Here is a 26204-nt window from a genome sequence, read left to right as displayed (position 1 = left end):
ACGCGGTTGTGGAGACGGGGCCGCGAACCGGGGCCACAGGGCTCCTCTGGATCACTCCGGAGGCGAGCCGGTGGTCAGCGTTTCGATGCGTTGACGGCGCAGGACGTCGGCGCGGACGAAGTCCTCGAAGTGCCGGTCCCGGTCCGGGATCTCGACCTCTGGAGCCTGGGGGAGCGGGGTCTCGTCTGGCCAGGCGGTGATCCGGGTCGGTCGGTCCCGGTCGAGCCGAGTGCCGCAGAGCGCGACCCAGTCGCGCAGCCGGCGTCGGGCGTCGTCGAAGTCGCGCCGCCAGGAGATCGGCGCGGAGGGTGAGGCAGTCGGGTGGTAGCAGCTGAGCCAATGCGTGTGCAGGGCCGAGAGCTCCCAGACCAGCTCGTCGTGGAGGTAGTAGAACGGCGGCACGACGGAGGGCGGGAGTCCGTGGCTGTCCTTCAACCACCTCACCCACCGGTCGAGGTCATGCCACTCGTAGTCAGCCTCCTCGCCGGTGAGGAGGTTCCAGTTGATCGGCGCCGGCAGGTCCTCACGAAGGGGCCCGGCGGGCGCGAACGGGTCGGGGGACTCGTCGTACCGCGAGTGGGTGTCCACGACGGGCGCTGGTCAGAGACCGACCGCGGGTCGCTGTTGCTCGCTGGGCGGCAGCGGTGTCGGTGTGGCTGGGTCGAGGCGGTGGCGTTGGACCTCGTAGGCGGTCTGGGTGACGTTGTGGCCGATCTTGCGGGCGACGAACTCCTCGCGGATCTGACCGGTGCGCTCGGCCTCGTACTCGTGGATGTGACCGCTGGCCACGAACGAGTCACCGCGGCGGAACCGTGCGTAGATCTCCCGTGCGGTGTTCTCGAACGCGACCATGTCGTGGAAGGTCGGGTCGAGCTTGGTGAAGCTCCCGTCGACCTCCTTGCGCCACTGCTCCACACCCACCCGGAGACGACAGCGCTCGGCGCCGGCGTTGGTGAAGTACAACTCAGGCGACGAGGCGACGAACCCGACCAGGCTCATCTGGGTCGGAATGGACATCAGCGGCTCCTCCCGGCGAGCAACCCCGATTCAGGGCTGCGTTCACCAGGTAGGTGCTCCCCCAGGGCCGCTCCTTCGATCAGACAGCAACTGATTCCGATGGGCGAGACGCGGCAAAGGCGGGGGAAAGACGCGGGTGGCCCACGCGCGACTCGCGGCATGACCGGCGTCCACAATCGAGGTGAACTGCACAGCTCGACGTATGTGCGGAAACCCAGGTCGGCTCGTGCTCCTGGCCACCGCGGATCAAACGACCTCTTCGGCGGCCCTCAGGACCGCGCGCCCGAGGTCCGTAAGGGGATAGGCGTTGGCTCCAAAGACGGAGGTCAGCGTGGTCAGTCCACTGTTCGCCAGGTTCAACAGGCAGTGCTCAACCACGACCTCCGACATTGCCGCTTTCGTAGCCACATAATCCGCCACAAATTGTCCAAGGTTGTCGCCGCCGTCTTGCTGGGTTACGACGACGCTGTCAGCGAGCACAGCCAGCACCCTGAAATGCAGAGGGCCGAGATCGGTCATCGCTTGCAGTGCCAACTCAGCGCGGGTGAAACCCTCCTCGTCCTTTCGCGCGGTCGCGCTGGCGGCCTCACCAAGCACGGCACCCATCGCGCGGAGAGTGGCGTCATGACCGTTCATCCCTGCAGCCCACAAGACTTTCATGTAGAGCGGAACGGCCCGAGGCTCCGTCTCGACCCAATCCGCGAACTCCTCGCGTGTCAGGCCCGAGCGCTCCTCGGCAACTTTCAGGGCCCGTGATGTGAGCCGAGCCCACTCTCGACGAACCAAGCCCGCTGCCTTCTCGCCGATCGTGTTGGCACCTGGGACAAGCGTCCCTAGCGCATCACCGGCAAGACGATCCGCAACGTTATCCTCTGATCCCACGTCGCCACCCTAGCTAGAAGCTCACCCGACACGATCCTGCCGACTTTCCGGGAAAGTGTCGGTGGCGACCCGTATCTTCGGGCCCTACGAGATGGATCAGGCGTGGGGCCTGGGTCCGGGGCAGCTCGTGACCGGCTTCGGCTAGCAAGCGGGGGAACATGACAGAAAGCATGAGGCTGTGGGACGACAATCCCACAGTCACTGATCTTCTCGGAATTGACACCGTCGTCGACGCGGTCGCCGCAGCACTCCTCGCCAAGGATCTCGACCCGGTCACCGTCGCCTTGCAGTCACCGTGGGGTGGCGGCAAGTCGTCTGCGCTCGACATGCTCGCAGAGCGGTTCGAAGCCAACGAGCGTGTCCTGGTCGTTCGGGTCGATCCGTGGGAGTTCGAGGATAGCGACGACGTACGCGCCACCCTGATCAGTCACCTGCTCACCGAATTGCGCACTCAGCGTCCGGCCTGCTTCGCCGAGAAGGTCGGCGACCTGTTGACGCGTATCGCTTGGAAGCGCGTAGGGGCCACGATCGCCAAGAGCGCCATCACGATGTCGGCTGATCCACTCGCCATCATCAAGGCTTTCACGCCTGACCCGAAGGAGCAGCCCACCAACATGGCGGGCTTCCGTGACGAGTTCGACAAGATGATGGACAGCGCGAAGGACATCGACAAGGTCGTTGTGCTTGTCGATGACCTCGATCGTTGTAAGCCCGCGTCGGTGGTCGCGTCCCTCGAAGCGATCAAGGTGTTTCTTGCGGTGCCGAAGATGGCGTTCATTCTCGCCGCCGAGGAGGACATGATCCGGTGGGCCATCGCTCAGGACATCCACGCGGGCGGCCGAAGTGAGTTCGCCGACCGCTACCTGGAGAAGATCGTCCAGTTGCCGGTCTCGCTGCCGCGGCTCACTCCGGAGACGACCGAGGACTTCGTGACGCTCCTGCTCTGCCAGAAGCGCTGTGAGGCCAACGATACCCAGCCCGCGTTCAAGGCACTCGTCTTGCACACCGCCGAGCGGCGTCGCGAGCGCCAGTACCCGCTGCTCCACGACGGCGACTACCCGGAAGCCGCCCACCGTCCTGACGTGGCCGACCGGCGTATGGCCGCCCTGGTGGCGCGCGGACTGAGTGGTGACCAGTGGTCGAGCCCGCGAGCGATCAAGCGTTTTCTCAACGCTTGGGGTGTGCGTGAGGCCATCGCGAACGCCCGCGAGGTCACCATCAAGCCGGACGTGTCGCTCAAGTTGTATCTCCTGGAGCAGCGGTTCCCGGAGGACTTCGAGGCCCTCCAGCAGGTCGACCCCAACGACCGGACGGCGTTCGTCAGCGCATGGGAGGCCTGGGGCAGGGGAGATGAGCACGCCGAGAAGCCCGACGATGTTTCTGGCGCCTCCAGATTCTGGGCCGGATCGGATCCCTCGATCGCAGCGGCGATGGACCAGTTCGACCGGTACGTGAACCTTGCGGCATCGTTCACTTCGTTTAGCGCTGGCTCCGGTCTCACCGATGCTGAGCTCGCGCTCCTCGCTGAGCTGGCCCACGCGTCCGAAGCCACTCGCATGGGCGCCGTCGAGCAGGTCCTGGCCGCTGAGGCGGCTGTTCGGCGCGTCATTGTGGAGCGCCTCTTCAGTCGCCTCGTCGCGATCGACAACCCGTCCTACTCCATCGAGTCCGCGTGCCGCATCGCCATCGGAGACCCGTTGCTGGCGGCCGAGGTGTGTGGGTGGTTGCGTCGCTACGGTCTCACGAGGATCGCGGTGATCGACGTCTTCGAGATCTCGCAGGTGCCCGGAGGTGCGGTCGACCAACTCCTCCAAGACCTCGCCACCAACCAGCAGGTGTCGTCCGGCGTCCGCGCGACCGCGCAGGAACAGGCCGATGCGCGAGCCGGAGTCGGTGCCTGATGGGCACGTCCGGGGCTTACGGAGGCAGCGGTTCGCAGTCCTGGGGTGACGCACACGAGGCGGTGAGTGCCCTCCCGGCATCGGGACCGGCGACACCGACGCAAGTGGCGACCACGGTGCAGCAGATCGCCAATGCGGTGAACCGTCTATTCCCGGTGCCCCGCACGCCCACGACCTACGACTACGACCCTGGTGTGCTCCTCGGTCGACGGACTGGGGCCGACGGATCACCTAGCAGTGGTCGCAGTCGTCGCTCCGGTGGCGGGATGTCGTCCTCGAACGCCGCCCGCGGCGGCGCTGCGGTCTACGCAGGGCATGCAGCGCTCACAGGGAGTCAGACCGACCTTGATGCTCTCGGCGTCGGCATACGGCTCGAAGACATGCGTGACATGTCGATCAACGACCGCTGCAATTACATCCTCGACAAGGTGCTGGGCGCGCCCGGGTCACCCGACGAAGAAGTGTTGCGGCGTGCCGCCCTTGAGGCGCTCAAGGAACTCAGCTACGACCCCACTCGAAGCACCGAAGATTCCATCACCGCGTTCATGTCCGCCTACATCTACCAAACCGCCCTCGTCGAGCTGACCTCACACAAGGCGTCGCTCAAACTCACCCCCGACCAGGTCCTCAAGCACGAGAAGGACCTCAAGCAGTACATCCGGGGAACCGCCAAGTACAGCGGCGTCACCGACGGCCCCCGTATCGGCGTGAAGGCACTGATGAACAAGGTCGCTGAGTACCGCGATAAGGCGCTGGGGTTCCTGCGGAAGGCAATCGGATGACTGACCGGACGCGACACTTTGAACTCCTCGCACCCGACGAGGCCATCACTCTCCCCACCTCCACCGGCGTGCAGCGGCTCTGGTGGCCTGCGAAGGGCCAAGGAAGCGCCGTCCGCACCGCACTGGAGTGGGACCTCACCAGCTATGGAGACGTAAGCGCCGCCGCCGCCGACCTCCTCCACATCGCCGCAGTGGCTTACGTCGCCGACCTCCGCACCCGACGCCCTGCAACCTTCGGACGCCAACTGGCCATGACCGTGCACGTCCACGACCCCAAGGTGTGGACCGGCCGTGCAGGGGAGACTGTCACCGACCTGCTCGCGTGGATCAGCGGCGACGAATGGACCCTGCACTCGGTGCCGATCGGCAAACACACACCCACAGCCGATCCGGCGATCACGGCGCCGCACCAGTCCGCCACGTCCGCGATGCTCCTCTCCGGCGGGCTCGACTCGCTCTGTGGCGCAGTCGACCATCTGGCCACCGCGAAGGACCGAGTGCACGTCGGTCACCGCGACTCCGCCACCTCAGTCAAGCACGCCCAACGCTCCATCAATGCATGGCTGACCGAACAAGTGCCCGAGTTCACCTGGCTGCGCGACGAACTGCGTCCCCGCGACCGCAAACAGGAGAACACCACTCGCACGAGGTCGTTTCTCTTCATGGCGATGGCGATCGCTGCCGCCGACGGTGTGAACGCACCCACCGTCATCGTCCCGGAGAACGGCTACACCAGCCTCAACGTGCCACTGGTCGCCTCCCGCGGTGGCGCCCTGTCCACCAAGTCCACCCATCCGTGGACCTTCCACCTCGTGAATCAGATCCTCACCGAGACCGGCATCAGCGTCGAGGTCACCAACCCTTACCTGAACCTCACCAAGGGCGAACTGCTCAAGCAGACCCTCGCCACCGCACCCGCTGGTTTCCTCGACATCACCAAGCACACCCTTTCCTGTGCCAAGTTGGACTCCGGGCGCATGAAGAAGGCCCTCGGCGGCGACCCCAACATCAACTGCGGTCTCTGCTACGCATGCCTAGTCCGGCGTGGCTCCTACGACGGAGCCGGGGTCAGCGACCCCACCGACTACCTCGTCAACCGCCTCAAGAAGACCGTCCTCAAGGCGTACCGCAAGCGCAGGCACGACGACCTGTGGGCACTCGAACTCGCAGAAAAGCGCAGCATCACTGAGGACGACCTCATCGCGTCCGCCTCATGGCCACCTGGCTACGACCTCACCGCCGCACTCAACCTCGTCCAGCGAGGCCGAAAGGAACTGTTCGGTGTCCCCAGATGACAACCAGGATGCTGGGGCTGTGAACCCGCCGACGAACCCGCCGATGCTCGACACCCACGCACACGTCGCTCCCGACGTCACACCCGCACAAGTCAATGCACTCGGCAACGCCCACGTCTTCGCCGTCACCCGCAGCATCGACGAAGCCCGCCTCGTCGCCCGCCGCAAAGACACCAGCCTCACCTGGGGACTCGGCGTCCACCCCGGCAGGCCCGACGCGCTCGACGCCTACAACGCCGGAACCTTCACTCGGGCCCTTAACTACTTCACCCTCGTCGGCGAAGTCGGCATGGACCGCCGCGGCGACCGCACCCGACAGCGCGAAGTGTTCGACAGCATCCTCACCGCCTGCACCAACCGGACCGTCCTGATCTCGATCCACAGCACCGGACGCGCCAAAGACGTCCTCGAGGCACTCACCGAACAACCCCACCCCGGCGCCATTCTCCACTGGTTCAACGGCACCCCTGACGAGATCGACCAGGCCGCCACGCTCGGCTGCTACTTCTCCGTCAACGCTGCGATGCCCGCCGAAACCATCGCCCACATGCCAGTAGAGCGACTCCTCACCGAAACCGACTTCCCCAGTTCCCGCCGCAAAACCCAAGCCTCCAAACCAGGTGACGTCCAGGCCATCGAACGAATCATCGCGGACATTCACCAAACCGATGCCCGAAGGCTGGCCAGAACCAACCTCGAAGCTCTGCGTCGCGCAGCCGGCCTCTGACTCAGCTCAGACGTCGCGTCACAATCTCGAAAGGAAGAACAATGCCGAACTCAAGTTCACCTCTCCTGTTTTTTGCCGCCGCCGGAGCACTCATCGGCGGTGCAATCGGAGCCACGGGCGGCGGCTGGTACATGTGGCAGCGCGGGCAGCAGGAAGCAGCCAAGAGACTGCGGCACGAAGACGCCATCGCTGCGAAGGAAGCCTTGGAGGACGAGATTGAGGTCGCGGAGTTGCGTAAGAAGGCCAAGGCGGCGGGCCTAGATCCAGACCAAGTGATCGCGGGCTATGAGCAACTGCGCGACAAGCAGGTGACACCGGGTCATGTGCTGGAAGCCCTCCAGCAGGCCCCGATCACCGACCAGTGACTCGAGTTCCTACGAGGTGTAGCAATCCGATGTGCTGAGCCCATCAAACGCAGGACCAACTACATCGTGGCTTGGCGACAAGTTCGCAGTCCCGCATCCGCAGAGCCGGAGCAACTGCGTCATTCTGGGCTACTAGAGACTCCCGGCAGGATCGATGTCTGGCCAGACTCGGTCCAGGTGCCCGGCGGGTTCGCTCTCTATTGGGCTGCCCACCCGGCTACCGGGTGTGGCTCGCTATCGGTCTGCAGCCCGCCGGGCACCGCTGACGAGGCGTGGCTCAAGAAGGGACTGCCCTGCTCGTAGTAGCAATGCCCACCTCGCCGTCCACCACGGAACGAGCAACAGGCGGGAGCAGCACATGGGACAGCAAGCAGAGCACGTGATCATCGGGGTCGACCCCCACAAGTTGTCGGCCACGATCGAGGTCGTCGACCAGCACGAGAAGCTTCTCGGCTCAGGCCGCTTCACCACCGACCAGGCCGGCTACACCGCGATGCGGGCGTACGCGAACAGCTGGCCCGACCGGATCTGGGCAGTTGAAGGCGCCAATGGTGTCGGGCGCCCGCTGGCGCAACGGCTCCTGGAAGCCGGTGAGCAGGTCGTTGACGTGCCGGCCAAGCTTGCTGCCCGGGTCAGGCTCTTCGACACCGGGCACAACCGCAAGACCGACGCCCGCGATGCCCACTCCATCGCGATCGTCGCGGTCCGCACCAATACCCTGCGAGTCCTTCACGTCGACGGTGAGCTCGAGGCGCTGCGGATGCTCACCGACCGCCGCGAAGCGCTGACCCGGCGGCGGGTCCAGACCGTCGACCGGCTCCAGGCGCTGCTGGCCGAACTCCTGCCCGGCCAGGCCAAACGCGACATCACTACCGGACAGGCCAAGGCCATGCTCGCCTCTGTCCGCCCACGGGACATCGCTGGGAAGACCCGCCGCCGGATCGCCGCCGACGAACTCGCGGAGCTGATCGCGGTCGAGGCCAAGATCAAGAAGGCCACCGCCGAGCTGAAGACCATCGTCCTCGCCCGCGAGTCACGGCTGATGGACATCCACGGCGTCGGCCCAGTGGTCGCGGCCCGCGTGCTCGCCGACGTCGGCGACGTGACCCGGTTCGCCGACCGCAACCGGTTCGCGTCCTGGACCGGTACCGCACCACTCGACGCGTCCTCCGGCGAGCAGAACCGCCACCGGCTCTCGCGTGCCGGGAACCGACGGATGAACCACATGATCCACATCGCCGCCGTCACTCAGCTCCGTCTCGACACCGAGGGCCGCACCTACTACCGCCGAAAGCGAGCCGAGGGCAAGAAGCCCCTCGAAGCCCTGCGATGTCTCAAGCGCAGGATCTCCGATGCGATCTACCGACAGCTCCTCGCGGACGCCGACCTCGCAGCAGTCACCGAAGCTGGCACGGGTCCGGGAGGGCACTGCGGGGCGACTCAAGAATCCAGCGCGGTCGACCTGCCCCCGCACATCGACACTTCGGATCAGCCACTTCCCGGACCCGCGAAACCGACGCTACGCCCGACCAGTCCAGCCCGGAAGACCCAACGCGGCGACACCCTCAGACCGGCCGGTTGACAACAGAAGGGAGCCGGTGTGCAGTGCCCGAGGTCGGGGTCGGACGGTGCGCGAAGGTGGCTACCGCGCGGCCCAGCGGCGAAGTCCTGCCACGATGGGTGGAGCGCTGCGGAGCAGGACGAGACCGGTGCCGAACGGGAGCATGCGGATACGTTCGGGCGGCATGATCGGCCGCTGCCGTGTGGATCGTTGGATGGATTTCGCGCCGTGCTCGCTGATCGTGACGGTGTCGGTGGGTTCGTCGCGTTCTCCGACGAGGAGGGAGAGTTCTTGGAGGTCCTTTGAGGCGGAGGCGCCGCCGAGGATGACCTTGACGATGGAGGCGTCCCAGATGGTGCTGGCGGCGTGCTCGCCCCACTTGTTGCGGGCCTGCGCCAGTGACTGAAGGACCGGCATGGTCGTGATCCCGGTGCCGCCTCCCTCTGCCATGAGTACCGGCAGGGAGGGCAGTGGAGCGAGATTGCCGATCTCGTCGAGCGCGAGCAGGAGCGGGGGGTCGAGACGTGTTCCGGGGGCTGAGGCTGCGAGGTGGCGTGCGGTTTCGGTGAGGTCTTCGAGGAAGGCGGCGACGAGCGGCCAAGCGGCGCCGGCACCGGCGCCGGTGGCGAGCAGGTAGAGGGCGCCGTTGTCGGTGAGGAACCGGGTCGGGTCGAACTCCTCACCGGGCTCAGGGCTGACGGCGTCGAGGACCTGAGGGTCGGCGAGGCAGGCCATGGCTTGGGAGACGGCCATCCAGATCGAGTCCCGGGTGCGGGGGTCGGACTCGATCATTCCTTGGAGGGAGTCGGCCCAGCCTGGTGCGGCTCCGGCTTGGCTGGCGAGGATGCCGACGGCGTCCATGGCCGCGTTCGCCGACAGGGACCACTCGAACAGGACCCGGGTCGGTAGCTGGTCGAGGGCGGCGGCGTGCAGGAGCGATTGGAGCGCGGCGCGGGCGCGTCCTTCCCAGAAGCCGCCGGAGTCGGTGCCGCCGGTCGACAGTCCGGTGGAGGAGGCGAGCCCGGTGGCGCGGATCATCGCGGTCAGCGGGTTCTCGCAGCCGCGGATCGGTGACCAGCGCACCCCGGCGTTGTGTACTTCGTCGATGCCGGCGGTGAGGCGTTGGGGATCGAAGACCGCGACCGGCCCGAGCTTCTGCCGACTCCGGATAGTGGCGGCGAGGTTGTCCGGGCGGGTCGAGGTGGTCACGACGGCGCCGGGTGCGTCGAGGATCGCGTTGATGACGAGGTGGAGTCCCTTGCCGGACCGGGGTGGGCCGATGACGAGGATCGAGTCTTCGACCGAGGCCCAGATCCCGCGTCCGCGGCTGGTGCCGAGGAGGTAGCCGACGTCGGCTGCTCGGGGGCGGGCCAGGGAGGGACGCAGGGTGCCGGCCCGGCGTAGCAGGGCCTTCTCGGAGGCGACGGCGTCGATGTCGCGGACGGTGGCCGTGCCGCGGATCCGGCGGGGGTCGTGGGCGGCGCGGTGTCGAGCGCGCGCGACGAGGAGCCACGTGCCCCACGCGGCTGTCGCGAAGACGCCGACGAGGAGGAGTACGACGGCCCAGTAGGCGGGTGTGGGGAGATCGTGAGCCGCGAGCGCGACCCCCGGCGAGCCGGGCTGAGCGAGCACCCGCAGGCTTGAGGTCGGGCCGGCGTCGGGTTGTTGTGTGCCGGCGGCGAAGGCGGTGATGGAGCCCGCCGCCCACAACAGGAGCGTTGTCCCAGCTGCTGCGCAGAGGGCGATGAGGGCGGCGTTGGTGAGGTCGTTGTCGACCGAGTGGCTTCGCGGGCCCATCAGCGTGGTTCCATGGCCGTGGTGATCTGGGAGGTCATGCCGAGCAGGACGAGCCGGTTCCGGTTCGCGGCGGCGAGGACCGGTGGAAGCTGGAGGTGTGCGCGCCCGTTGGCGTCGGCGGTGTAGCGGGCGACGACGTAGGCGATGGCGACTTCCTCGCCGGGTTGGAAGCCGGCGCCGGTCAGGCCGGGCATGGGTACGGGCTCGACCGGTTGGACCGGTTCCGGGACGTCGGCGGCGTGGTCGGGGTCGGGTGGGGTGGCGATGTCGGCGTACGTGGTGCCGTCGTGCTCGTGGACCTCGACCCGTACGGCGGTGCCGAGGGTGGTGGTGATCTGGTCGAGTACGGTCGACAGATCGTCCCGGTCCAGGTGTCTGTCGGCGGCGAAGGGTTCCCCGTCGACGTCGACGAGCAACTGTCCGTCCCCGCCGACCTCGACGTGGGCGGTGGCCAGGACGACGGGGATCCTCATGACCCGAGCACCGGGTCGCCGCGTCGCACGCCCGAGGGCAGCGTCGGGGCAGCCGACCGCCGGCCGAGGGTGTCGCGGTCGAGCCCGGGTGGGGTGCCGTCGCCGACCTGAGTTGTGTCGAGTCGGTCGAGGATCCCGATCGCGGTGCTGCGGACCCGTTCGGCGGTGGACTGGACGACCTCGGCGGGGGTCTTGTTGGGGACGCTCGCGGCCCAGGTGGAGACGTAGGGGACGGTGTAGGAGGTGGTGTCGAGGCCGTGGGCGGCGCCGACCATGAGGGCGACGGACTCGGCTTCGACCTCGGCGATCCCGCGGTGCAGGGTGGCGTCGGCTGCCGCTTCGGCGTCCAGGGTTCGGTCTCGGGGTGCGTGGAGGAGGACGTGGCCGAGTTCGTGGGCGAGGGTCTTGGTCTGGGCGGCGTCGTCGATGTCCATGCGGATCGAGACCTCGCGGGTGAGGAAGTCGGTCGGGCCGTTGGCGCCACCGATCGCCGTGGCGGAGGAGACCAGGCGGAGTTCGTAGCCGCGGGCGGTGATCTGGTCGGCGAGTCCGTCCCACAGCCCGGCCGGTGCCTGCCCCTGGAGCAGAACGGGGCGGGGGAGCACGGGGACGGGGTCGCCGGCGGTCTGGGAGACATCCCAGACGTGGGTGGGCTTCAGCCCGATGAGCTTCGACTTCACCGACTCCCCGGCTCCGGGTCTCTCGCCTCGGCCGAGGCGGTGCCAGGACCCGGCGTCGGCGGGGGTGGCCGAGGCGAACCGGGCCGTGACGGGCGCGAGGATGCCGTACCCCTGTTGGCCCTTCATCACGTGGCGGCCCAGGGAGAGCCATTGGTGGAAGCCGGCGACGTAGGTCGGGGTCGGGTCGGGCACCCGGCCCTCGGTGTGGGCGGCGTAGTGCTGGGCGTGGATCAGCATGGTGTTGTTGAGGCTGCGGGAACGGAACTGCGCGGCGAAGGTCAGCGCGCGTTTCCAGTCCTCACCGGTCACGAGCGCTGTGACCGCGTGGGTGAGCTGGTCGTGGAGTGCGGCGAGCTTCTCCTCGCGTGCGGTGCGGCCGCGGACGTGGGTGGTCATCGGGGGTCGCCTCCTCGCATGCGGGCGGTGGTGTCGAAGAGGTCGTGCTCGGCGGGGTGCATCTGGTGTTGCACGACGAAGGAGCGGTGCTTGATCCGCCACAGCCCTTGGCCTGTGCCGAGGGTGGGGATGAGGGACTGCTCGGTGCCGGTGAGCCCGAGTGCGGCGGAGGTGGGGCCGAGCTGGTCGGACTCTTGGCGGTAGACGATGCGGGTCTCGGCGTTCGCGAGGAGCGAGGAGGCGAGGGCTCGCATCGCGGAGCCGGAGTCGCCGACGTTGTCGAGGTCGGAGAGCTTGTGGAAGATCAGCATGTTCGCGATCCCGTAGTGCCGGGCCAGGCGCCAGTGCGCGTCCATGCGACGCAGCAGCGCGGGGTGCGACGTGAGCCGCCAGGCCTCGTCGTACACGACCCACCGCTGGCCGCCGGCGGGGTCGAGGAGCGCGGACTCCATCCACGCCGAGGCACACGTCATCAGCACCGAGACCAGGGTCGCGTTCTCGGTGACGCGGGACAGGTCGAGGGAGATCATCGGCAGCGTCGCGTCGAAGGTCACCGTGGACGGCCCGTCGAACAGCCCGGCCAGGTCGCCGGCGACGAGACGGCGTAGAGCGTGGCCGACGAGTCGTCCGTCCTCGGCGAGCCGGCCGTCCGGGTCGTCTGGGGTCTCGGGGGCGAGGAGCCGGTCGACGACCATCGGCAGCACGGGTACATCGGCGCCGCGGACGGCGCGATCGATGGCGAGGTCGACGGCGGTGTGCTCCACGGGGGTGAGTCGACGGCCGAGGACGGTCTCGGCGAGGGCGCCGACGAGGTCGCGTCGGCGGGAGGCGACCTGGGCGGCCCACTGCGCGTCGTCGTAACCGGAGGGCCGGTGGCCATCGTCGAGCGGGTTCAGCCGGGTCGCCATCCCGTGACCCAGCGCGATCGCGCGCCCACCGACGGCCTGGGCAACGGCGGTGTGCTCGCCCTTCGGGTCACCGGGCACGTAAACGCGGCGCCCGAACGGGATCGACCTTGTGTAGAGGCTCTTGGCCAGACACGACTTGCCGGAGCCGACGATGCCGGCCAGGACGAGGTTCGGGGCGGTGATCAGACCGCGGGCGTAGAGCACCCAGGGGTCGTAGACGAACGAACTCCCGGAGTAGAGGTCCTGGCCGACGAAGACGCCTTCGCTGCCCAGGCCGCCCTCGGCCAGGAACGGGTACGCGCCCGCGAGCGTGGCCGAGGTGTCCTGGTGGCGGGGGAGCCGGAACCGGCCCGGTGTCCGCAGCGCCGCGGGTCCGGGTTCACCTGCGCGCGGCAGCCGCACCGTCGAGCGACGTTCGGCCGTGAGCTCGTCGGCCTTGCGCTTCGCCTCGGTACGACGCGCGTCGCGGTCCTGAGACACCATGGATCGCGCGGCGGCCTTGCGCAGCTTGCGGTCCTTGCGGCCTTCTCGGCCGGGAGAGACCAGGACGGCGGAGTGGAGGCGCCCGTCCTGCCACGGGGTCATAGTGACAACCCGTGGTCGCGAACCGACCGAGGAGCCGGAGCCGGAGGTGGTGCGACGGGGGCGTCGTGGGCGCCGTAGGCGATCGTCGCCTCGACCTCGTGCGCCCGATCGACCACCTCCGCGGCCTGATGGACCATCTCGGCCGCACGGTGGAGCTCGGAGGAGACGCGGTACGACGCGGCCCGGCCGGCGTGCGGATCCCCGGCGACCAGCCTCGTGTTCGGGGCGGGGGCGTCGTGGACGTTGCCCAGTTGATGCAGCGTCTGCGTCAACGACGCCAGCGCGGAACTGATCGAGCCGAGGACGGCGTACACCCCGGCGGGGTCCTCGATGCGGCGCGTCGCGTGGGCCAGTCCGCGGACCGCTTCGCGGACCTCGTCGGCATCGACCACCGAGTCGTCGAAGGTAGGCATGCGGGTCCTCCTCGGTCGACGTACGTGCTCATCGATGAGGTGCGCGCGGTGCTCCGCCGTGTCGACCGGGCCCCACGCGCCGGTCGACCTACGCTGAGGTCGTGGCTGATCTGACCGAGCCGTGTCCGAACTGCGACACGATGATGCGCTGGGAGACCTCGCACGAGCGCTGCGACGGATGCGGCTACATCCGTCCCTGCTGCGAAGGCGCGCCCTGCTACTGAACCGGGCTACCGGGCGACCATGTCAACGCGAACGGCTGCGGCGGACGCGAGTCGCCAGCGACGGACCAGCGATCAGATGCCCCGGGCGAGCGGCAGCGCCCCTGCGCAGAACCCCTGCGCCTGCTGTCCCCATAGCCGTCGGGTCTCGCAGGAGGCCTGGATCGCGGCCTGCTCGATCGCCGCGACCGCTCGTTCGAGCTCGTCGGGGTCGGTCGCGCTGACGGCGACCAGGCCGGTACAGCGCAGTACGCCGTGGCCCGCGGTGAGGTCGGCCTCCTGCTGCAGGACGTCGTGGTACTCGGCTGTCTGCTGGGCGTCCTCGATCTGACCGATCTTCTGCCGTTGCGCGGCATCGGAGATGTACTCGGTCTTCTTCTTACGGATGTCGCGCGCCGCGCGGTCGGTGCGCATCGGCGTGTAGAGCAGCGAGAACGTGCGGCGGATCCCCGAGGACAACAGCAGCGGTGCGAGAAAGCCGGGGAACACCAGCGAGCGGGGCCACTCGCTGACCCACAGCACGCAGTGGTGCGCGGAGTCGCTGCGCAGGCTGCCCCACGACTCGCACACGGCCACCGGTCCGGCGGTGGCGAGGTCACGACCGATGCCGCCATGGCGTTCAAGCGCGCCGGCGACGGCCGGGTCGTAGGCCGAGCGCAAGATCAGCGCAAGGTCTCCGGGTGTCAGCCACTCGGTGGGGGAGAGATCGGCGGAGCGGAGCGCGGCGAGCACCGTGGCCATCTCCTGACGCAGGACGGCGGCTGCCCCCCGGTTGCCGCCGCCGGCTGCGCGGATGGCGCGCCCGGCGGTCTTGAGGTCGAGGGAGATCGAGATGGTGCTGGCGTGGCGCTCGCCGGCGGGCCCGGCGCGGTCGACGAGCTCGGCGTACGTCGTCGACGCCCACGAACCCGTCCGGGTGCCGTGGGCCTCCCACCAGTCCGCCAGGCCCTTGCCGGACTCAGGCAGCGTCCGCTCCATCACCTGCAGCGACGCGAGTCGGCCGGATCGGCAGGCGGTTGCGAGGACGCGTCCCCAGGACACGACGCGTCGTTCCTGCTCGGCGGGGTCGAGGAGCACGAACGCCGGATGAGCGACGCCGACGATCGCGGTCAGCGTCGCGGCGTGGGGGTCGTGCACCATCACCGCGTCGGTCTCGGGGTCGACCCACTGACGCAGCCGCGCGGCGTCACCGGGCAGGGCGAGGGTTCCCGCGGGGCGCGGCTTCGCGATGCGTCGCCGGTACAGCAGCTGCCCGCCGGATGAGCGCCACAGCCACCGGGCTCCGATCGGCACCCACTCGATCAGCTTCCGCCCGCCCGCGCCGACGAACGCCAGGGCGACGAACACCCCGATGACAGGAAACGTGAGCACCACGGCGCCCACGTAAAGACCGAGGGTGAGCGTGCCCGAGGCGAGGCTGGCCATCAGGAGCTGTGGCCCGGACAGGCCGAGGAGTACCCCGCGGCGGGTGAGGCGGGAGAACTTGACCGGCGTCAACGCCGGGTCGGAGTCAGTCGAGGCCGGCACGGCCGCGTCACCTCCGCTCGGCGGGGTCGGCTAGCGTGGACTCGGCGACCGGCGGCGGGACCGGTGCGGGCGCCGCCGAGGAGACCGCAGGGTCGGGCGCCTTCGCCTGGTCGGTGGCCTGTGCCGCGACGAATCCACCGAGCCGTGGTCCGGCGGTGGCAGCCTCCTTGGCCACCACCGCGCCGGCCGCGGCCGCACCACCCGCAGCCGCAGCCCCTCCGGATCCGGCAGCCCCATTGCTCACCGCTCCGGAGCCGCCACCCGTTGCTGCACCGGCTGGAGATCCGCCCGCAGGACCGCCGCTGGGACCCGGGCCGCCGCTCGGCGGCGCAGCAGGCGACCCGCCGGGCGCCGTACCGCCACCACCGTCTCCCAGGATCTTGGTCGGCTCGCTCCCGGTCCTGCGCGCGAGTGGGATCGGCATGGGCCGATTGAGCGCTCCCTTGGCTTCCTGTTCGGCCGACATTGCGTGGTGCATGTCGAAGCCCATGAAGGCGATCGCCTTGTAGGTCAGGTACGGCGCGAACCCGGCCATGAGCATGAGTACGACCCCGGCCATCGGCTGACTGACCGACTCCAGGTCCGCGTCGATCGGCGCCGAGACCTGCGCGGTGGCGAGGAGGAAGATCACCACCAGCACGACCTTCGACAAGATCATCGCGATTACGAACGTCGCCCACCGGCTGACCCAGCCCCGGGTGTGATCCCAACTCGACCCCGCCAGGGCGATCGGGGCGAAGACGATCGCGATCAGCAGCAGCGCCTTGCGGATCAGCAGGCTGATCCACACCACCATCGCGCCGGCGATCGCGAGGCCGGCGAGGAAGATCGTCAGGATCGACCCCGCCCCGGGTGCGGCGAGGTGGATGGTGCCGAGTCCCTTGGCCAGGACGCCGACCCGCTCGCCCATCTCGTCCATGTTGGTGCCGGCGGCGTTGACGATCCCGACGCACAGCTGGTCGGTCACTTCCAACGCCGTACCCACGAGGGCGAGTACGACGAAGGACCCGAGGATCGACTTCGCCAGCCCCAGGGCAGCGCGGGTGAGGCCGGCTGGTTCGCGGCGGATCATGGCGCCGATGACCTGGAGCATGAAGAAGCCGAGCATCACGACGACACCGACGCCGAACATGATTCTGTAGACGTCGGTGTACTCGCCGCTGGTCACATCGACGTACGTCGTGGAGTCGATCACCAGCCACACCGAGGTGAACATCCACTCCGCCGCGCCACTCATGCCCTGGGCCAGCCAGTCGAACGGCGCCGTGACGACCGCGCCCGCAGCGTCGCCGGCGGCGTTGCAGACCGGGTGGATCACCGGCACATCGCACACACCCATGCCACGTCTCCGTTCAGACCTGCTGGCCGACGTTCCAGAAGAAGTTCACGAGCGTCACCGACGCCCCGCACACGATCGCGGCACCGAGCGCGACCAGGACGCCGACCTTCCCGCGACCCGCGAGGTGCGGGTTGGACGAGTTCGCGCCGAGTGCCCAGACGATGGCCGAGAGGATGAGGGCGAGTACGGCGAGGATCAGCCCGATCGTCATCGAGGCGCCGACCACGTCGCGCAACTGCTGGATGCCGGGCAGCCCGTCGGAGTTCGGGCTGATGCTGATGTCGAGCGGGAACAGAACGGCGGCCGTGGCGAGGTTCATCGGGGCTCCTGAGGACGAGGGCGGACGTCTCATAGGTGAGCGCCGAGGTCCAGCAGCCAGTTCGCCCAGGCGAGCGCCCCACCGGTCAGGACGGCCCCGCCAATGGCGACGAAGCAGCCGACCTTGGCCTTCTGCGCCGTGTGCCAACTCCCCGAGCTGGATGCGATCGCCCACGTCGTGGCCGACACGACGAGCATCAGGACGGCGATGATCAGGCCGTATGTGAGCAGCGCTCCGACCAGGGTGCGCAACTCTCCCAAGCTGCCGATAGCGCCGTAGTCGGGGCCGATCGCGGTCGCGGTGACCCGATGTGTGTCCATGCCTGACAGGTGCGCAGGCGAGGCAGTCGTCGGCTCCCCTGGGCCTCGCGATGCTCGTTGTGGCCTGGCGTCCCGCGGTCCGCACGCATCACTCTGAGCCTTGTCTGCTTCCACGGGCGAACCCGGAACGCCTCGTCCGCCACTAACATTGCCGGACAATTAGCCTCTGCGCTGTGAGGGGCGCCGACAGGCGGTGGAATGACTCATGTTCGGCGAGGTTGGCGGGACAGGGCTGAAGCACCCGCATGGGCCCTCTGGCGTCTTGACGCTGTCGCTGCCTCGCTGGAAGTCCTCGACGCGCCGGGCTCGCAACTACGACAGTCAGGGGCGCTGGATTCGGCTCATACGGCGGTGTGCTGGCGAAGCGCCCTGCCCAAAGTGGCGGCGACATGAGTCGCGACAGCGTTCCCGATGACGCCCATGACGCGGCTGCGGGGGCCTGGGAACTCGTAGTCCTGCGGAAAGCCTTGGACCATGGCTGCTTCGCGGACCGTGAGGTAGCGGACTGTGCCGTCGAGCTCGCGCAGCATCGCTTCGCCGCCAGCGACGCCGTGCACCCCGGCCTTGATGGTCTTGCTAGGCATGTCGAGGGGGCTGCCGTTGTGCTTGGCGTACGTGCGTGCGCCGGGGATGAAGTGGTGGTTCGGCCACAGGTGTACGTCTGAGCCCTGTCCTGGCTCGGGGATGGTCGTGAGGACGTCCCGAAGGGTCTGCCATGGCTGGTCGCCAGGCGGCCCGATGGCCTCTAGGCGCTTCACGGCGTTGGCGAGCCGGGCGGGTGCGTCCTGTGGCGGGAGGTTGTGTCGTGCCCAATATGTGCCTGTGACGTACTGGTCGTGCAGGAGGGCGTCGCGGCTGTGGCTCATGTCGAGCTCGTGCCAGGTGTCGGCGCCTGAGACGTCGGCGCGGATGCCGATGATAAAGACGCGCTTGCGGGACTGGGGAACGCCGAGATTGGCCGCGTCGATGCCTTCTTGGTAGACGCGGTAGATGGGGAGAGCTTTGGTCTTGTTGATCCGGGCGTGGTGTTCGTTCCAGAGTTCGTCGTCGCTCTTGGCAGTGATGTCGGGGTGCCGGAGCTGGGCCTTGACGTAGTCGACGTACGGCTCAAAGCCTGGGCGCAGCAGGCCGGGAACGTTCTCGAAAACGACGAGTTCGGGGCGGAGCCGACGGACGACGTCGAGTGCCGCGGGGAACTGGTTGCGATCGTCCGTGTCTCCCGCATGGGTACCGCCGAGACTGAACGGCTGGCATGGCGGCCCGCCCGCAACGAGCTGGACCGTGCCGCGCTCGCCGAGTTGGTTGAGCGATAGGCGGACATCCGCTTCAATGACGTTGTCGGGCTTCCACAGGTCAGGCTTCAGCACGGCATTGTGACGGAGGACTTTGGCGGCCGGGGCCCACCATTCGACGAGTGCACTGTGCTTGAACCCGGCTTCGCGCATGCCGAGCGCCATGCCTCCACCGCCGGCGAAGAGTTCGACCGACTGGCAAGAGTTCCGCTGCTTCGTCTTGCTCTGTTTGCCAGTCATGCGGCCCGTTCCCGTACAACGGCCTCGATCCGGTCGACCACAGTGTTGAGGTCGACCGTGAGGTCGGTCTCCCAGACCCGGATCACGCACCACCCATCGGCAGAGAGCCCTTCGGTGACGTGCTTGTCGCGTTCCATGTTTCGGCGGATCTTCTCCGCCCAGAACGCGCCGTTCTCGCCGCGGGCGTAGTAGCTGTCGAAGTCGGCGTAACCGCGGCTTCGCCATGCGTTGCCGTGCCAGTAGTCACCGTCGACGAAGACGGCGACTCGAGGGCCAACGAAGGTGATGTCGGGCTTTCCGAGCATGCGCCGGTGTACTCGGTAGCGCAGACCACGGCGGTGAAGGGCGGACCTGAGCGAGCGCTCGGGCCCCGTGTTCGCGTTGCGGACACTCGCCATGATGCGGCTGGTGACCTCGGGAGCGCGTGTCATGGCTCGTCTGTCTCGGGTGTCATGGTTCCGAGGAGCTCCCGCAGGTGGTGAAGGCTGAGGCCACAACGATCTGTAACGGCCTTCTGCTGTTCTGCGGTCGCGCTCGGCGTCACTGTGCCGGGCGGCTCGAGAACGACGACGTGTCCTGGCGCGTCATGCTCGATGGAACCGCGCACCGCGGCCCACAGGAGGTGCTTGAGGCTGCTGGCGTCGCCCCAGGTGACGTAGGCCTTGGTTCCGTCGCCGGCTGCGGCGAGGCAGTGCGGCGGCTTCGTCCCGATCTTCCCTTCGATCTGCGCGCCGTCGCCGAGAGCACGGTTCACGATGTCCTGCGGGCTGGTGCCGCCTTGTCGTCCAAAATCGGCGAAGCGGCCGCTGCCGCGCATCGCACGGGCGTACTCCTTCATGGGGCCGTCTTTGATCCACAGTCGGGCCTGCTCTGGGCTCATGTAACTGGTGAGCCGGCCACCGACTCGCGGGTCGTCGATCCAACGGTTGAAGGCGACGGTCTTGGCCTGAGGGCCGAGGCTGGCCCAACCGAGCTGGTTCGCGTCCGCGTAGAGCGCGCGGACAACATCGGCCCGTAGTGCGTCAGGCAGCAGCAGGTCGCGCGTCATGCCGGGAGGATGTCCGGGTCGAGGAACTGCAGTTTCGCCTCGTCGTTTGCGGTTTCAAGATCGGCTGCGTCGAGAATCCACTGCTCGAGCAGGCTCTCGGCCTGGACGTCGTTAAACGCGATCCGGGTCTGAGGGACGCGAGGGAGGACTTCGACGTCGCCATCGGGGTCGAGCTGGCGGCGAATGTTGAGGAGCGCGGCGACGCGGCGGATGTCGCTTACGAAGTCGAGCGCGACGACTCTGTCCTTGCCGGTCCGGAGGCGGAGACCGCGACCGAGTTGCTGGACGAAGATCCGGCGGCTGTGCGTGACGCGCGCGAACGCGAGGATGTTGACGTCCGGGACGTCGACGCCCTCGTTGAGGATGTCGACAGCGATGAGGAGCGGGATGCGGCCGGACCGGAAGTCGAGCAGACGCTGCTGCCGGTCACGCTTGGGCATCTTCGCGTGGATCGCGCTGGCGTTGCGCCACTCTGGACGCCTGCGGACGAGTTGCTCCATGTGTTCGCAGTGCTCGATCGTCTGGCAGAAGATGATGCCCCGCGGGGCAGGGACGTTGCGCCAGGCATCTGACAGGGCGTCGATGATGGCGTCGTCGCGCTGCACGAGGAACAGTTTGCTGTTGAGCTCCTTGAGTGAGTACCGGTTCTCGCTCGCCTCTCGGACGACGTCCCAGTCGATGTTGTCGACGAACAGGCGGTAGTCGACTGCGGCCAGGTACCCGCGGCGCATGCCTTCCTCGATACCGAGCTTGTAGCTCGCGGCCCCGAATCGCTGCTCGATGTCGTACTGGTCCGCGCGCCACGGGGTGGCTGTCACACCGAACTGGAGCGCGTCCGCGAGTTCGGTGAGCAGCCGGTCGAACTGCCCGTCTTCACCGACGTGATGGGTCTCGTCCACCATGACGAGACCGGGGCGCCAGCCTTTCAGAACGGCGTCAAGTGCGCTGGCGACGGTTGCGCAGGTGACGCCGTGCAGGTCGCGAGGCTTGTCGTCCCCGGTCAGTACCTGCGTCTTGACACCCTTGGGAAGGTGCCGCCAGAGGGCACGCTCGAGCTGGTTAACCAGGTCTTTCGTGTGAGCGACAACGAGGACTTCCTGCTCGAGGTTCGCGCGCAGGAACCGGCCTATGATCTCCCCGCCGACGACGGTCTTGCCAAGGCCAGTCGCGAGGATCAGTAGGGCTCGCTGCTTGCCTTGCAGGTCGCTCCATAGCTCGCTGACGGCGTCGTCCTGGTAGTCGCGCAGGACGAGCGCGGGGTGCTCGGGGGCCCCGGCGTACAGCTCCTGCAGAAGCGCGCCGTCCCACGGCTTGATGTCCTTGCCGATGCGTCCAAGCTGGTCGATGCGGCGTAGCGCGTCGGGGGACAGGCGCGTGTTCGTGACTACGACAGCACGATCGGTTCCGTAGTGATCCTGCGCGCAAGCGACCTCATCGACAGCGTCGTCGCCAACCGCCTGCCGGCTCTTCCACTTCGCTTGGAACGCCCAAAGCTTGCCCTGCCTCGTCGCGAGGAGGTCTCCGCCATGGTCTCCGCTGCCGTCGATGTTGACGACATCGGTGAACCCGAGCTGCCCCAGGAGCCGCTCGATCTGGCGGGTGAAACGGTAAGGCCCGCCCTCTGTCAGCAGGCTCGGAGCGACGTACGAGGTCATGCGGACTCGATGAGCTCGTCCGAGAGCAGGCTGATCGACAGGCGGCCACGCTGCAGCTCCTCGGAGCGGCGCCGGACCGGCTGGTCCGAGAGCGCAGCGACGTCCGACAGCAAGTCAGTCACACGTTCGAGGCCGGCGCGCTGCGCGTCTGCGTCCGTCAGCCTCGCGTACGCCGCGGCGAAGACGCGGCCGTCGAGAAACGCATCCGGGCGTCCGGTCAACAGGCGCACAAGGCACTTCGCGGGCGCGTAGTTAAGCCAGCGGCCCTCTGTCAGGGTGTCGTCCCAGTGGCGGCCCCCCTCACGGACGAACCGCTGCTGAGTCGCGGCCTTCTCCGCGTCGAGCAGCAGCGTCCAGTAGCCCGTGCTGTTGCCGGAGATCATCGGTGCCATCGCCTCTCGTATCCGGTCCAGAAGGCCGTCCGCGCTGTCCTTCAGGAACGGGCCCGTGACTCGCTGGTCGCCGAGGCACTGCTCCTTGAGTTGGGCGAACAGCGTGGTGAGATCATCCTGGGCGCCCTCGCGCGTCCGCAGATAGTCGGCGAGAGCGACCGTGACGAGATCGCGCACGTCGACGGCGAAGTCGGTGAAGATGGGGTGCTCGTCATCAATGAATATCTCGACCTGTGCGCCGCGTCCCGTGCCGATGTAGACCGGCTGACCAGGACGTTCCGCGGGGCCGATCTGGCCCCGGTTGCATGCCACGCGCCACGCGCCCGTCACCTGGAGAGCGCTGCCGCGTCCACGGAGGCCGAACTGCGTCTGCAGGTCGGGGATCGCGGCCCCATTGGCCTTCCACCGCTCACGGCGGGCGTCCTCGGTCTCTGGAGGCGCGGGAGGAGGCGCGGCCGGGCTTGGCGCCGACGCGTCGAAGGCGCCATCGTTGCCGAGGCCGGCGCGCGAGAACGCGTCCCCGCCAGGCTCGGGTGTGGGATCGGGGTTTGGCTCGGCGGTAGGGCGGTCGTGCAGCGCTGCCTGCACATACCAGCGCTCGTCGGTCTGGTACTCCGCGTCGCCGCGCTGGAACGCCTCGGCCCATTCGCGCGCCCGTTCGCGCAGCGCCGTCCGTCCGTCGCCCGGTACGAGGTAGTTCAGCCCCGGGTCTGTGCGACGGAAGCCCGCGAATAGTTGTGCGAGAGGACTCACGTTTGGGGTGTAGCCGAGTTCGCGAGCCTTCTGCGGCCGCAGCGGCGAGTCGCCCCGCAGCGTCCGACGCACTTTGACCCAGTCCGACGAAGCCGTCTCGAAGCCGTTCTTCTGGTATGGCACCCACAGGTGGTCGACGTGGATCTCGCCCACGATCCGGCCTTCGTAGGGGACCTCAACGGGGTACTCGCGCTCGCCGCTACCGGTGGGGTCATCCGGGTCGAACCAGTCGAACATGCTCTTGTCTCGCAACAGGATCTTGCGACCGTTACGCAGGAAGTCGATACCGAAGTCGGTCTTATGCGTGTACCGCTGGATGCCGAGCCAGCCCCAGATGCGCCGCTCCCGGTTCTGAAGCCGCTCACTCCGGCAGTTTCGGCACTCGGTGTCTGTCAGGTCGTCCTGCCAGGCGCCGCAATCCAGGCAGGCGAGGCGCTCGCCCAACGGTTCGTTGATCTCTCGCCAGGCTTGGATGCGCTCGCCGCTGCGGACAACGAAGCGCTCGGGAGCCCAGACACAGGGGCGACGCGGCTGGACGGCTGTGGAGTCGACCATGAGCTCGAAGTGATGCTCCGTCAGCAGATAGCTATAGACATCGCCGAGCGTGTCGCGGAGCTTCCTCGAGTTGCGGGACAGCTGGTCATGCAGCGCCTGCTTCAAGTCACTCACGACGATCTCCGTGCCGTGTTCGCCGGGATGACTCTTCGGCTCGGTGCGGACCGGCACGTCGAAGTGCCCGGCGCGCTGCATCTCTGGCAGGTTCAGCGTCACGACGGTCCAGTGCGGGTCCGCGGCACGCGCCGTGCGGACGCGTGTGATGTTGCCCATGCGTGCGGTGGCGATGTTGAAACCCATGCCGAACAGGCCGAGGTGCCCGTGCCTGTCGTTGCTCGTCCAGCCGGCCCGCAACGCGTTCTGGAGCTGGTCGAGCGTGAGCCCAGGGCCGTTGTCCACGATCCACAGTTCGGCCTCAGCCGGACGGCTGCTCCGGCCGGGAAGCGTGACGCTGACGCGCGGGCGCTCACCCTCAATGGGGTGCCGGAGGAACTCGTCGAAGCTGTTATCGACAAGCTCGGCAATGCACTGCCATGGCGCGAACGGGATGTCCCCGAGGACGCTCAGTACTCGCGGATGCGGGCGCAGGTCGATGCTGGGAGCGGGCTCGGTCACGGACGTTGTTCCCCCTGGTCTGGGCTGTCCCTCAGCCTGCCAGGGACCTGCGACAGCTTCTGCAAACCTAGTATTGCGCCGAGAAGAGTTCTCGTGAGTGCTTGAGCAAAACCGGCTGATCGCGTTCACGAGCGCCCCGAGCCTCGCGACGGTCTTGCCGGTGGCCAACCAGGTCTGGATTGGTCAACTTAGCTTAGTATCAACTGAGTTCGGATTCGGACGAACTTCTTACACCACGGGCGAGCAACTCGCGGCTCGCGTCATTCCGGAGCCGGGATGACCGCCGGAAGTTGCGTTCGGCAACGGCAGGGTCCTCGTACGTTCAGTCGAGTCGGCGGACGGTGATGACCTCGCCGGCGAACTCGGACACGGTCCCGTAGCGGACGTGGTCGCCGGTGCGTGGCGCGTGGAGGATCTTGTCGCCGCCGATGTAGATGGCCACGTGGTGGGGGCGCCCGGCACCCGGGTAGCTGAAGAAGATCAGGTCGCCGGGTTGCTTGTCGGCCCAGGCGATCCCTTGGCCGAGGCGGATCTGGTCGCCGGTGTAGTGGGGGAGCCGGATGCGTCCGCGGGAGGCTTGGTAGGCGGCGTAGAGCACGAGGCCGGAGCAGTCGAAGCCGCCGCCGGTGGGGCCGTTGAAGTCGCCGCCGCCCCAGACGTAGGGCTTGCCGATCTGGGTCATGGCTGCCGCGATCAGTGCTCCGGGGAAGCCCGGTGGCAGTTCCGCCGGGAGGTCACCGCCGGCCTGCGCGCAGTCCACGCCGTTGTTCAGCCTGGCACCGCTGAGGGTGGTCAGGACCTTCTCGGCGACGGGTTGGTTGACGGCGTACCGGTCCGGATAGGCGGAGACCTGCACCGCTTGGGCGGCCGCGCCGGGATCCATCGTCTGCCAGTCGTCGATGTCGAGGAGACCGCGTGGTGAGCCGTGGTTCGGGCCGTCGGGTCCGCCGTAGAAGGCGCGGGAGGACCAGATGGGGTCCATGAGGTTCTCGACGGTGCCCCATCCTGCTGCGGGGCGCTGTTGGAAGAGGCCTACGGAGTCGTGGTCGCTGCCGTTGCCGTCGTTCGGAATCGATGCGGATCCGGGGTAAGCGCTCGTGTTCGACAGCACCCGGATCGAGGATTCCGTCAGGGCGGTCATGATCGCTATGAGCTGGCCCCGGACCGGGATGGCCTCGGCTTTGCCGACCGCGATGATCGTCGCGGCGCGATTGAGCTGTTGCTGGTCGAGCGTGACGGTCTCGCCGTAGGTGTTGACCGCGCTCATGCTCGCGGGCACCGTCCCGGTCACGCCGAGGCTCCCGGTCGCTTCGGGGTCCCACAGACAGCTGCCCGAGCCCGCCGCGGCGGGGCTGATCAGGGTCGCGATTCCGAGGACGGCGGCACCCGGAGCGAGGAGCACAGTCGCGGCCACGCCGGCGCCGAGGATCTTGATGCCCATGAATCGTTCACCTGAGCGGGTTGTCGAGCTGGGAAAGGCGGAGCACGTGGCATCGCTCGAAGGCGGGTCGGCAGGCGAGGAAGACCGTGAAGGACACTGGATACGAGGACTCGGCTGTCTCGCCGCTCCAGACGCCGGTGCGGTGTCGGGTGCCGGTGATCGTGATGGCGGTGGTGCCAGGTCGGAGTTGGCCGTTCGCCTGTGTGAGTGCTGCGGCCCAGGAGTCGGGGACGACGGCGTTCTCGATCTCGATCGACTGGGCGACTTCCATCGCGGCGAGGTCGAGCCACTGGTCCACGGTGGGCAGGTAGCTGGTGACGTCGTCGATCAGTCCCGGGGTCTCCTGGCCGGACGGGTCGGCGTCGGCGAGGACGGCGGCGGTGTAGTCGGTGGGCAGGAAGCCGGTGCTGGTGTCCCAGTCGAAGAGCGAGGTGGCGACCGCGCGGGCATAGGCGACGGGGTCCGTGGTCCGAGGAAGCGAGCGGCCTGCGAGCGTTGCGGCCGGGGCCGGTGGTGCCGCGGTGATCGGGGCTGCGGGTGTGGCGCTCGTTCTGGCGGGGCGATCGTTCCCTCCGTCTAGTCCGCTGACCAGTCCGTAGATGCCCACGGTGAGGGTGGCGAGGAACAGGGCGCAGCCGGCGATGAGCATGAGTTGGCGGCCGGTGAGGTGGGCCATGACGACTCCCAAGACGGTGACAGGGGGAC

General features: G+C 68.1%; 25 protein-coding genes. 6 read left to right on the top strand and 19 right to left on the bottom strand.

Going from position 1 to position 26204, the window contains the following annotated elements; translation table 11 throughout:
• Window positions 1-51: 51 nt before the first annotated feature.
• The 3 genes from MUB56_RS22645 to MUB56_RS22635 form a co-directional block, all read right to left on the bottom strand.
• On the bottom strand, window positions 52-588 hold the full coding sequence (locus tag MUB56_RS22645; RefSeq protein WP_244929271.1) for a hypothetical protein: 537 nt from the start codon (window positions 586-588) through the stop codon (window positions 52-54).
• A 12-nt stretch (window positions 589-600) separates the two neighbouring features.
• Complete coding sequence (locus tag MUB56_RS22640) at window positions 601-1017, bottom strand: single-stranded DNA-binding protein (protein WP_244929270.1); 417 nt, start codon at window positions 1015-1017, stop codon at window positions 601-603.
• Between the two features lie 246 nt (window positions 1018-1263).
• The gene (locus tag MUB56_RS22635) at window positions 1264-1899 is read right to left on the bottom strand and encodes a hypothetical protein (protein WP_244929269.1); all 636 of its coding nucleotides are present in this window, start codon (window positions 1897-1899) and stop codon (window positions 1264-1266) included.
• 170 nt (window positions 1900-2069) lie between these two features.
• Here MUB56_RS22635 and MUB56_RS22630 point away from each other — a divergent pair, with 170 nt between their 5' ends.
• The 6 genes from MUB56_RS22630 (at window position 2070) to MUB56_RS22605 (ending at window position 8551) form a co-directional block, all read left to right on the top strand.
• Window positions 2070-3800: a P-loop NTPase fold protein gene (locus tag MUB56_RS22630; RefSeq protein WP_244929268.1), complete on the top strand. Its 1731-nt coding sequence runs from the start codon at window positions 2070-2072 to the stop codon at window positions 3798-3800.
• 104 nt (window positions 3801-3904) lie between these two features.
• The gene (locus tag MUB56_RS22625) at window positions 3905-4582 is read left to right on the top strand and encodes a hypothetical protein (RefSeq protein WP_244929267.1); all 678 of its coding nucleotides are present in this window, start codon (window positions 3905-3907) and stop codon (window positions 4580-4582) included.
• The gene (locus MUB56_RS22620; RefSeq protein ID WP_244929266.1) at window positions 4579-5877 is read left to right on the top strand and encodes a hypothetical protein; all 1299 of its coding nucleotides are present in this window, start codon (window positions 4579-4581) and stop codon (window positions 5875-5877) included. Before MUB56_RS22625 ends, MUB56_RS22620 begins: the two co-directional genes overlap by 4 nt.
• Before the next feature lie 19 nt (window positions 5878-5896).
• The gene (locus MUB56_RS22615; protein ID WP_244929265.1) at window positions 5897-6604 is read left to right on the top strand and encodes a TatD family hydrolase; all 708 of its coding nucleotides are present in this window, start codon (window positions 5897-5899) and stop codon (window positions 6602-6604) included.
• Between the two features lie 41 nt (window positions 6605-6645).
• Window positions 6646-6969, top strand: a complete 324-nt coding sequence (locus MUB56_RS22610; RefSeq protein ID WP_244929264.1) for a hypothetical protein — start codon at window positions 6646-6648, stop codon at window positions 6967-6969.
• A gap of 226 nt (window positions 6970-7195) precedes the next feature.
• Window positions 7196-8551 (top strand): IS110 family transposase, encoded by a 1356-nt coding sequence (locus MUB56_RS22605; RefSeq protein WP_244929263.1) that lies wholly within the window; start codon window positions 7196-7198, stop codon window positions 8549-8551.
• A gap of 60 nt (window positions 8552-8611) precedes the next feature.
• On the opposite strand, the gene MUB56_RS22600 is transcribed toward MUB56_RS22605, so the two are convergent.
• From MUB56_RS22600 to MUB56_RS22525, 16 genes are all read right to left on the bottom strand, one after another.
• Window positions 8612-10327: a TraM recognition domain-containing protein gene (locus MUB56_RS22600; protein ID WP_244929262.1), complete on the bottom strand. Its 1716-nt coding sequence runs from the start codon at window positions 10325-10327 to the stop codon at window positions 8612-8614.
• Window positions 10327-10800 carry a hypothetical protein gene (locus MUB56_RS22595; RefSeq protein WP_244929261.1) on the bottom strand — a complete coding sequence of 158 codons (474 nt, stop codon included), beginning with the start codon at window positions 10798-10800 and terminating at the stop codon, window positions 10327-10329. Before MUB56_RS22595 ends, MUB56_RS22600 begins: the two co-directional genes overlap by 1 nt.
• Window positions 10797-11876 carry an ArdC-like ssDNA-binding domain-containing protein gene (locus MUB56_RS22590; protein WP_244929260.1) on the bottom strand — a complete coding sequence of 360 codons (1080 nt, stop codon included), beginning with the start codon at window positions 11874-11876 and terminating at the stop codon, window positions 10797-10799. Before MUB56_RS22590 ends, MUB56_RS22595 begins: the two co-directional genes overlap by 4 nt.
• Window positions 11873-13369: an ATP-binding protein gene (locus tag MUB56_RS22585; protein WP_244929259.1), complete on the bottom strand. Its 1497-nt coding sequence runs from the start codon at window positions 13367-13369 to the stop codon at window positions 11873-11875. The genes MUB56_RS22590 and MUB56_RS22585 overlap by 4 nt, the downstream gene beginning before the upstream one ends.
• The gene (locus MUB56_RS22580) at window positions 13366-13782 is read right to left on the bottom strand and encodes a hypothetical protein (RefSeq protein WP_244929258.1); all 417 of its coding nucleotides are present in this window, start codon (window positions 13780-13782) and stop codon (window positions 13366-13368) included. The genes MUB56_RS22585 and MUB56_RS22580 overlap by 4 nt, the downstream gene beginning before the upstream one ends.
• Window positions 13783-14078: 296 nt before the next feature.
• Complete coding sequence (locus tag MUB56_RS22575; protein WP_244929257.1) at window positions 14079-15530, bottom strand: SCO6880 family protein; 1452 nt, start codon at window positions 15528-15530, stop codon at window positions 14079-14081.
• Between the two features lie 7 nt (window positions 15531-15537).
• Window positions 15538-16869, bottom strand: coding sequence for a type IV secretion system protein (locus MUB56_RS22570; RefSeq protein WP_244929256.1), 1332 nt, complete (start codon window positions 16867-16869; stop codon window positions 15538-15540).
• A 13-nt stretch (window positions 16870-16882) separates the two neighbouring features.
• A complete protein-coding gene (locus MUB56_RS22565) occupies window positions 16883-17188 on the bottom strand; it encodes a DUF6112 family protein (protein ID WP_244929255.1) in 306 nt (101 codons plus the stop codon).
• A 29-nt stretch (window positions 17189-17217) separates the two neighbouring features.
• Window positions 17218-17508, bottom strand: coding sequence for a DUF6112 family protein (locus tag MUB56_RS22560; protein ID WP_244929254.1), 291 nt, complete (start codon window positions 17506-17508; stop codon window positions 17218-17220).
• Between the two features lie 341 nt (window positions 17509-17849).
• The gene (locus tag MUB56_RS22555; RefSeq protein WP_244929253.1) at window positions 17850-19040 is read right to left on the bottom strand and encodes a DNA cytosine methyltransferase; all 1191 of its coding nucleotides are present in this window, start codon (window positions 19038-19040) and stop codon (window positions 17850-17852) included.
• Window positions 19037-19471 carry a very short patch repair endonuclease gene (locus MUB56_RS22550; protein WP_244929252.1) on the bottom strand — a complete coding sequence of 145 codons (435 nt, stop codon included), beginning with the start codon at window positions 19469-19471 and terminating at the stop codon, window positions 19037-19039. Before MUB56_RS22550 ends, MUB56_RS22555 begins: the two co-directional genes overlap by 4 nt.
• A complete protein-coding gene (locus tag MUB56_RS22545; protein WP_244929251.1) occupies window positions 19468-20088 on the bottom strand; it encodes a hypothetical protein in 621 nt (206 codons plus the stop codon). Before MUB56_RS22545 ends, MUB56_RS22550 begins: the two co-directional genes overlap by 4 nt.
• The gene (locus MUB56_RS22540; protein WP_244929250.1) at window positions 20085-21743 is read right to left on the bottom strand and encodes a DEAD/DEAH box helicase family protein; all 1659 of its coding nucleotides are present in this window, start codon (window positions 21741-21743) and stop codon (window positions 20085-20087) included. The genes MUB56_RS22545 and MUB56_RS22540 overlap by 4 nt, the downstream gene beginning before the upstream one ends.
• A complete protein-coding gene (locus tag MUB56_RS22535) occupies window positions 21740-24058 on the bottom strand; it encodes an ATP-binding protein (RefSeq protein WP_244929249.1) in 2319 nt (772 codons plus the stop codon). Before MUB56_RS22535 ends, MUB56_RS22540 begins: the two co-directional genes overlap by 4 nt.
• 322 nt (window positions 24059-24380) lie before the next feature.
• Window positions 24381-25499, bottom strand: coding sequence for a C40 family peptidase (locus MUB56_RS22530; protein ID WP_244929248.1), 1119 nt, complete (start codon window positions 25497-25499; stop codon window positions 24381-24383).
• Between the two features lie 7 nt (window positions 25500-25506).
• Window positions 25507-26175, bottom strand: a complete 669-nt coding sequence (locus tag MUB56_RS22525) for a hypothetical protein (RefSeq protein ID WP_244929247.1) — start codon at window positions 26173-26175, stop codon at window positions 25507-25509.
• Between the last annotated feature and the right edge of the window lie 29 nt (window positions 26176-26204).

This window comes from Nocardioides sp. W7 (genome assembly GCF_022919075.1).
In the GTDB taxonomy this organism is placed as follows: Bacteria; Actinomycetota; Actinomycetes; order Propionibacteriales; family Nocardioidaceae; genus Nocardioides.
Note: the sequence above shows the minus strand (reverse complement) of the source record. Positions and strands in the feature narration are given on the sequence as shown.

What these genes read in the sequence shown, in the direction of transcription:
- MUB56_RS22550 (WP_244929252.1), bottom strand. Translation starts at nt 19,471, where the DNA reads ATGACACGCGCTCCCGAGGTCACCAGCCGCATCATGGCGAGTGTCCGC.
- MUB56_RS22565 (WP_244929255.1), bottom strand. Translation starts at nt 17,188, where the DNA reads ATGAACCTCGCCACGGCCGCCGTTCTGTTCCCGCTCGACATCAGCATC.
- MUB56_RS22530 (WP_244929248.1), bottom strand. Translation starts at nt 25,499, where the DNA reads ATGGGCATCAAGATCCTCGGCGCCGGCGTGGCCGCGACTGTGCTCCTC.
- MUB56_RS22540 (WP_244929250.1), bottom strand. Translation starts at nt 21,743, where the DNA reads ATGACCTCGTACGTCGCTCCGAGCCTGCTGACAGAGGGCGGGCCTTAC.
- MUB56_RS22580 (WP_244929258.1), bottom strand. Translation starts at nt 13,782, where the DNA reads ATGCCTACCTTCGACGACTCGGTGGTCGATGCCGACGAGGTCCGCGAA.
- MUB56_RS22545 (WP_244929251.1), bottom strand. Translation starts at nt 20,088, where the DNA reads ATGACGCGCGACCTGCTGCTGCCTGACGCACTACGGGCCGATGTTGTC.
- MUB56_RS22560 (WP_244929254.1), bottom strand. Translation starts at nt 17,508, where the DNA reads ATGGACACACATCGGGTCACCGCGACCGCGATCGGCCCCGACTACGGC.
- MUB56_RS22590 (WP_244929260.1), bottom strand. Translation starts at nt 11,876, where the DNA reads ATGACCACCCACGTCCGCGGCCGCACCGCACGCGAGGAGAAGCTCGCC.
- MUB56_RS22570 (WP_244929256.1), bottom strand. Translation starts at nt 16,869, where the DNA reads ATGGGTGTGTGCGATGTGCCGGTGATCCACCCGGTCTGCAACGCCGCC.
- MUB56_RS22600 (WP_244929262.1), bottom strand. Translation starts at nt 10,327, where the DNA reads ATGGGCCCGCGAAGCCACTCGGTCGACAACGACCTCACCAACGCCGCC.
- MUB56_RS22525 (WP_244929247.1), bottom strand. Translation starts at nt 26,175, where the DNA reads ATGGCCCACCTCACCGGCCGCCAACTCATGCTCATCGCCGGCTGCGCC.
- MUB56_RS22610 (WP_244929264.1), top strand. Translation starts at nt 6,646, where the DNA reads ATGCCGAACTCAAGTTCACCTCTCCTGTTTTTTGCCGCCGCCGGAGCA.
- MUB56_RS22630 (WP_244929268.1), top strand. Translation starts at nt 2,070, where the DNA reads ATGAGGCTGTGGGACGACAATCCCACAGTCACTGATCTTCTCGGAATT.
- MUB56_RS22555 (WP_244929253.1), bottom strand. Translation starts at nt 19,040, where the DNA reads ATGACTGGCAAACAGAGCAAGACGAAGCAGCGGAACTCTTGCCAGTCG.
- MUB56_RS22620 (WP_244929266.1), top strand. Translation starts at nt 4,579, where the DNA reads ATGACTGACCGGACGCGACACTTTGAACTCCTCGCACCCGACGAGGCC.
- MUB56_RS22640 (WP_244929270.1), bottom strand. Translation starts at nt 1,017, where the DNA reads ATGTCCATTCCGACCCAGATGAGCCTGGTCGGGTTCGTCGCCTCGTCG.
- MUB56_RS22585 (WP_244929259.1), bottom strand. Translation starts at nt 13,369, where the DNA reads ATGACCCCGTGGCAGGACGGGCGCCTCCACTCCGCCGTCCTGGTCTCT.
- MUB56_RS22595 (WP_244929261.1), bottom strand. Translation starts at nt 10,800, where the DNA reads ATGAGGATCCCCGTCGTCCTGGCCACCGCCCACGTCGAGGTCGGCGGG.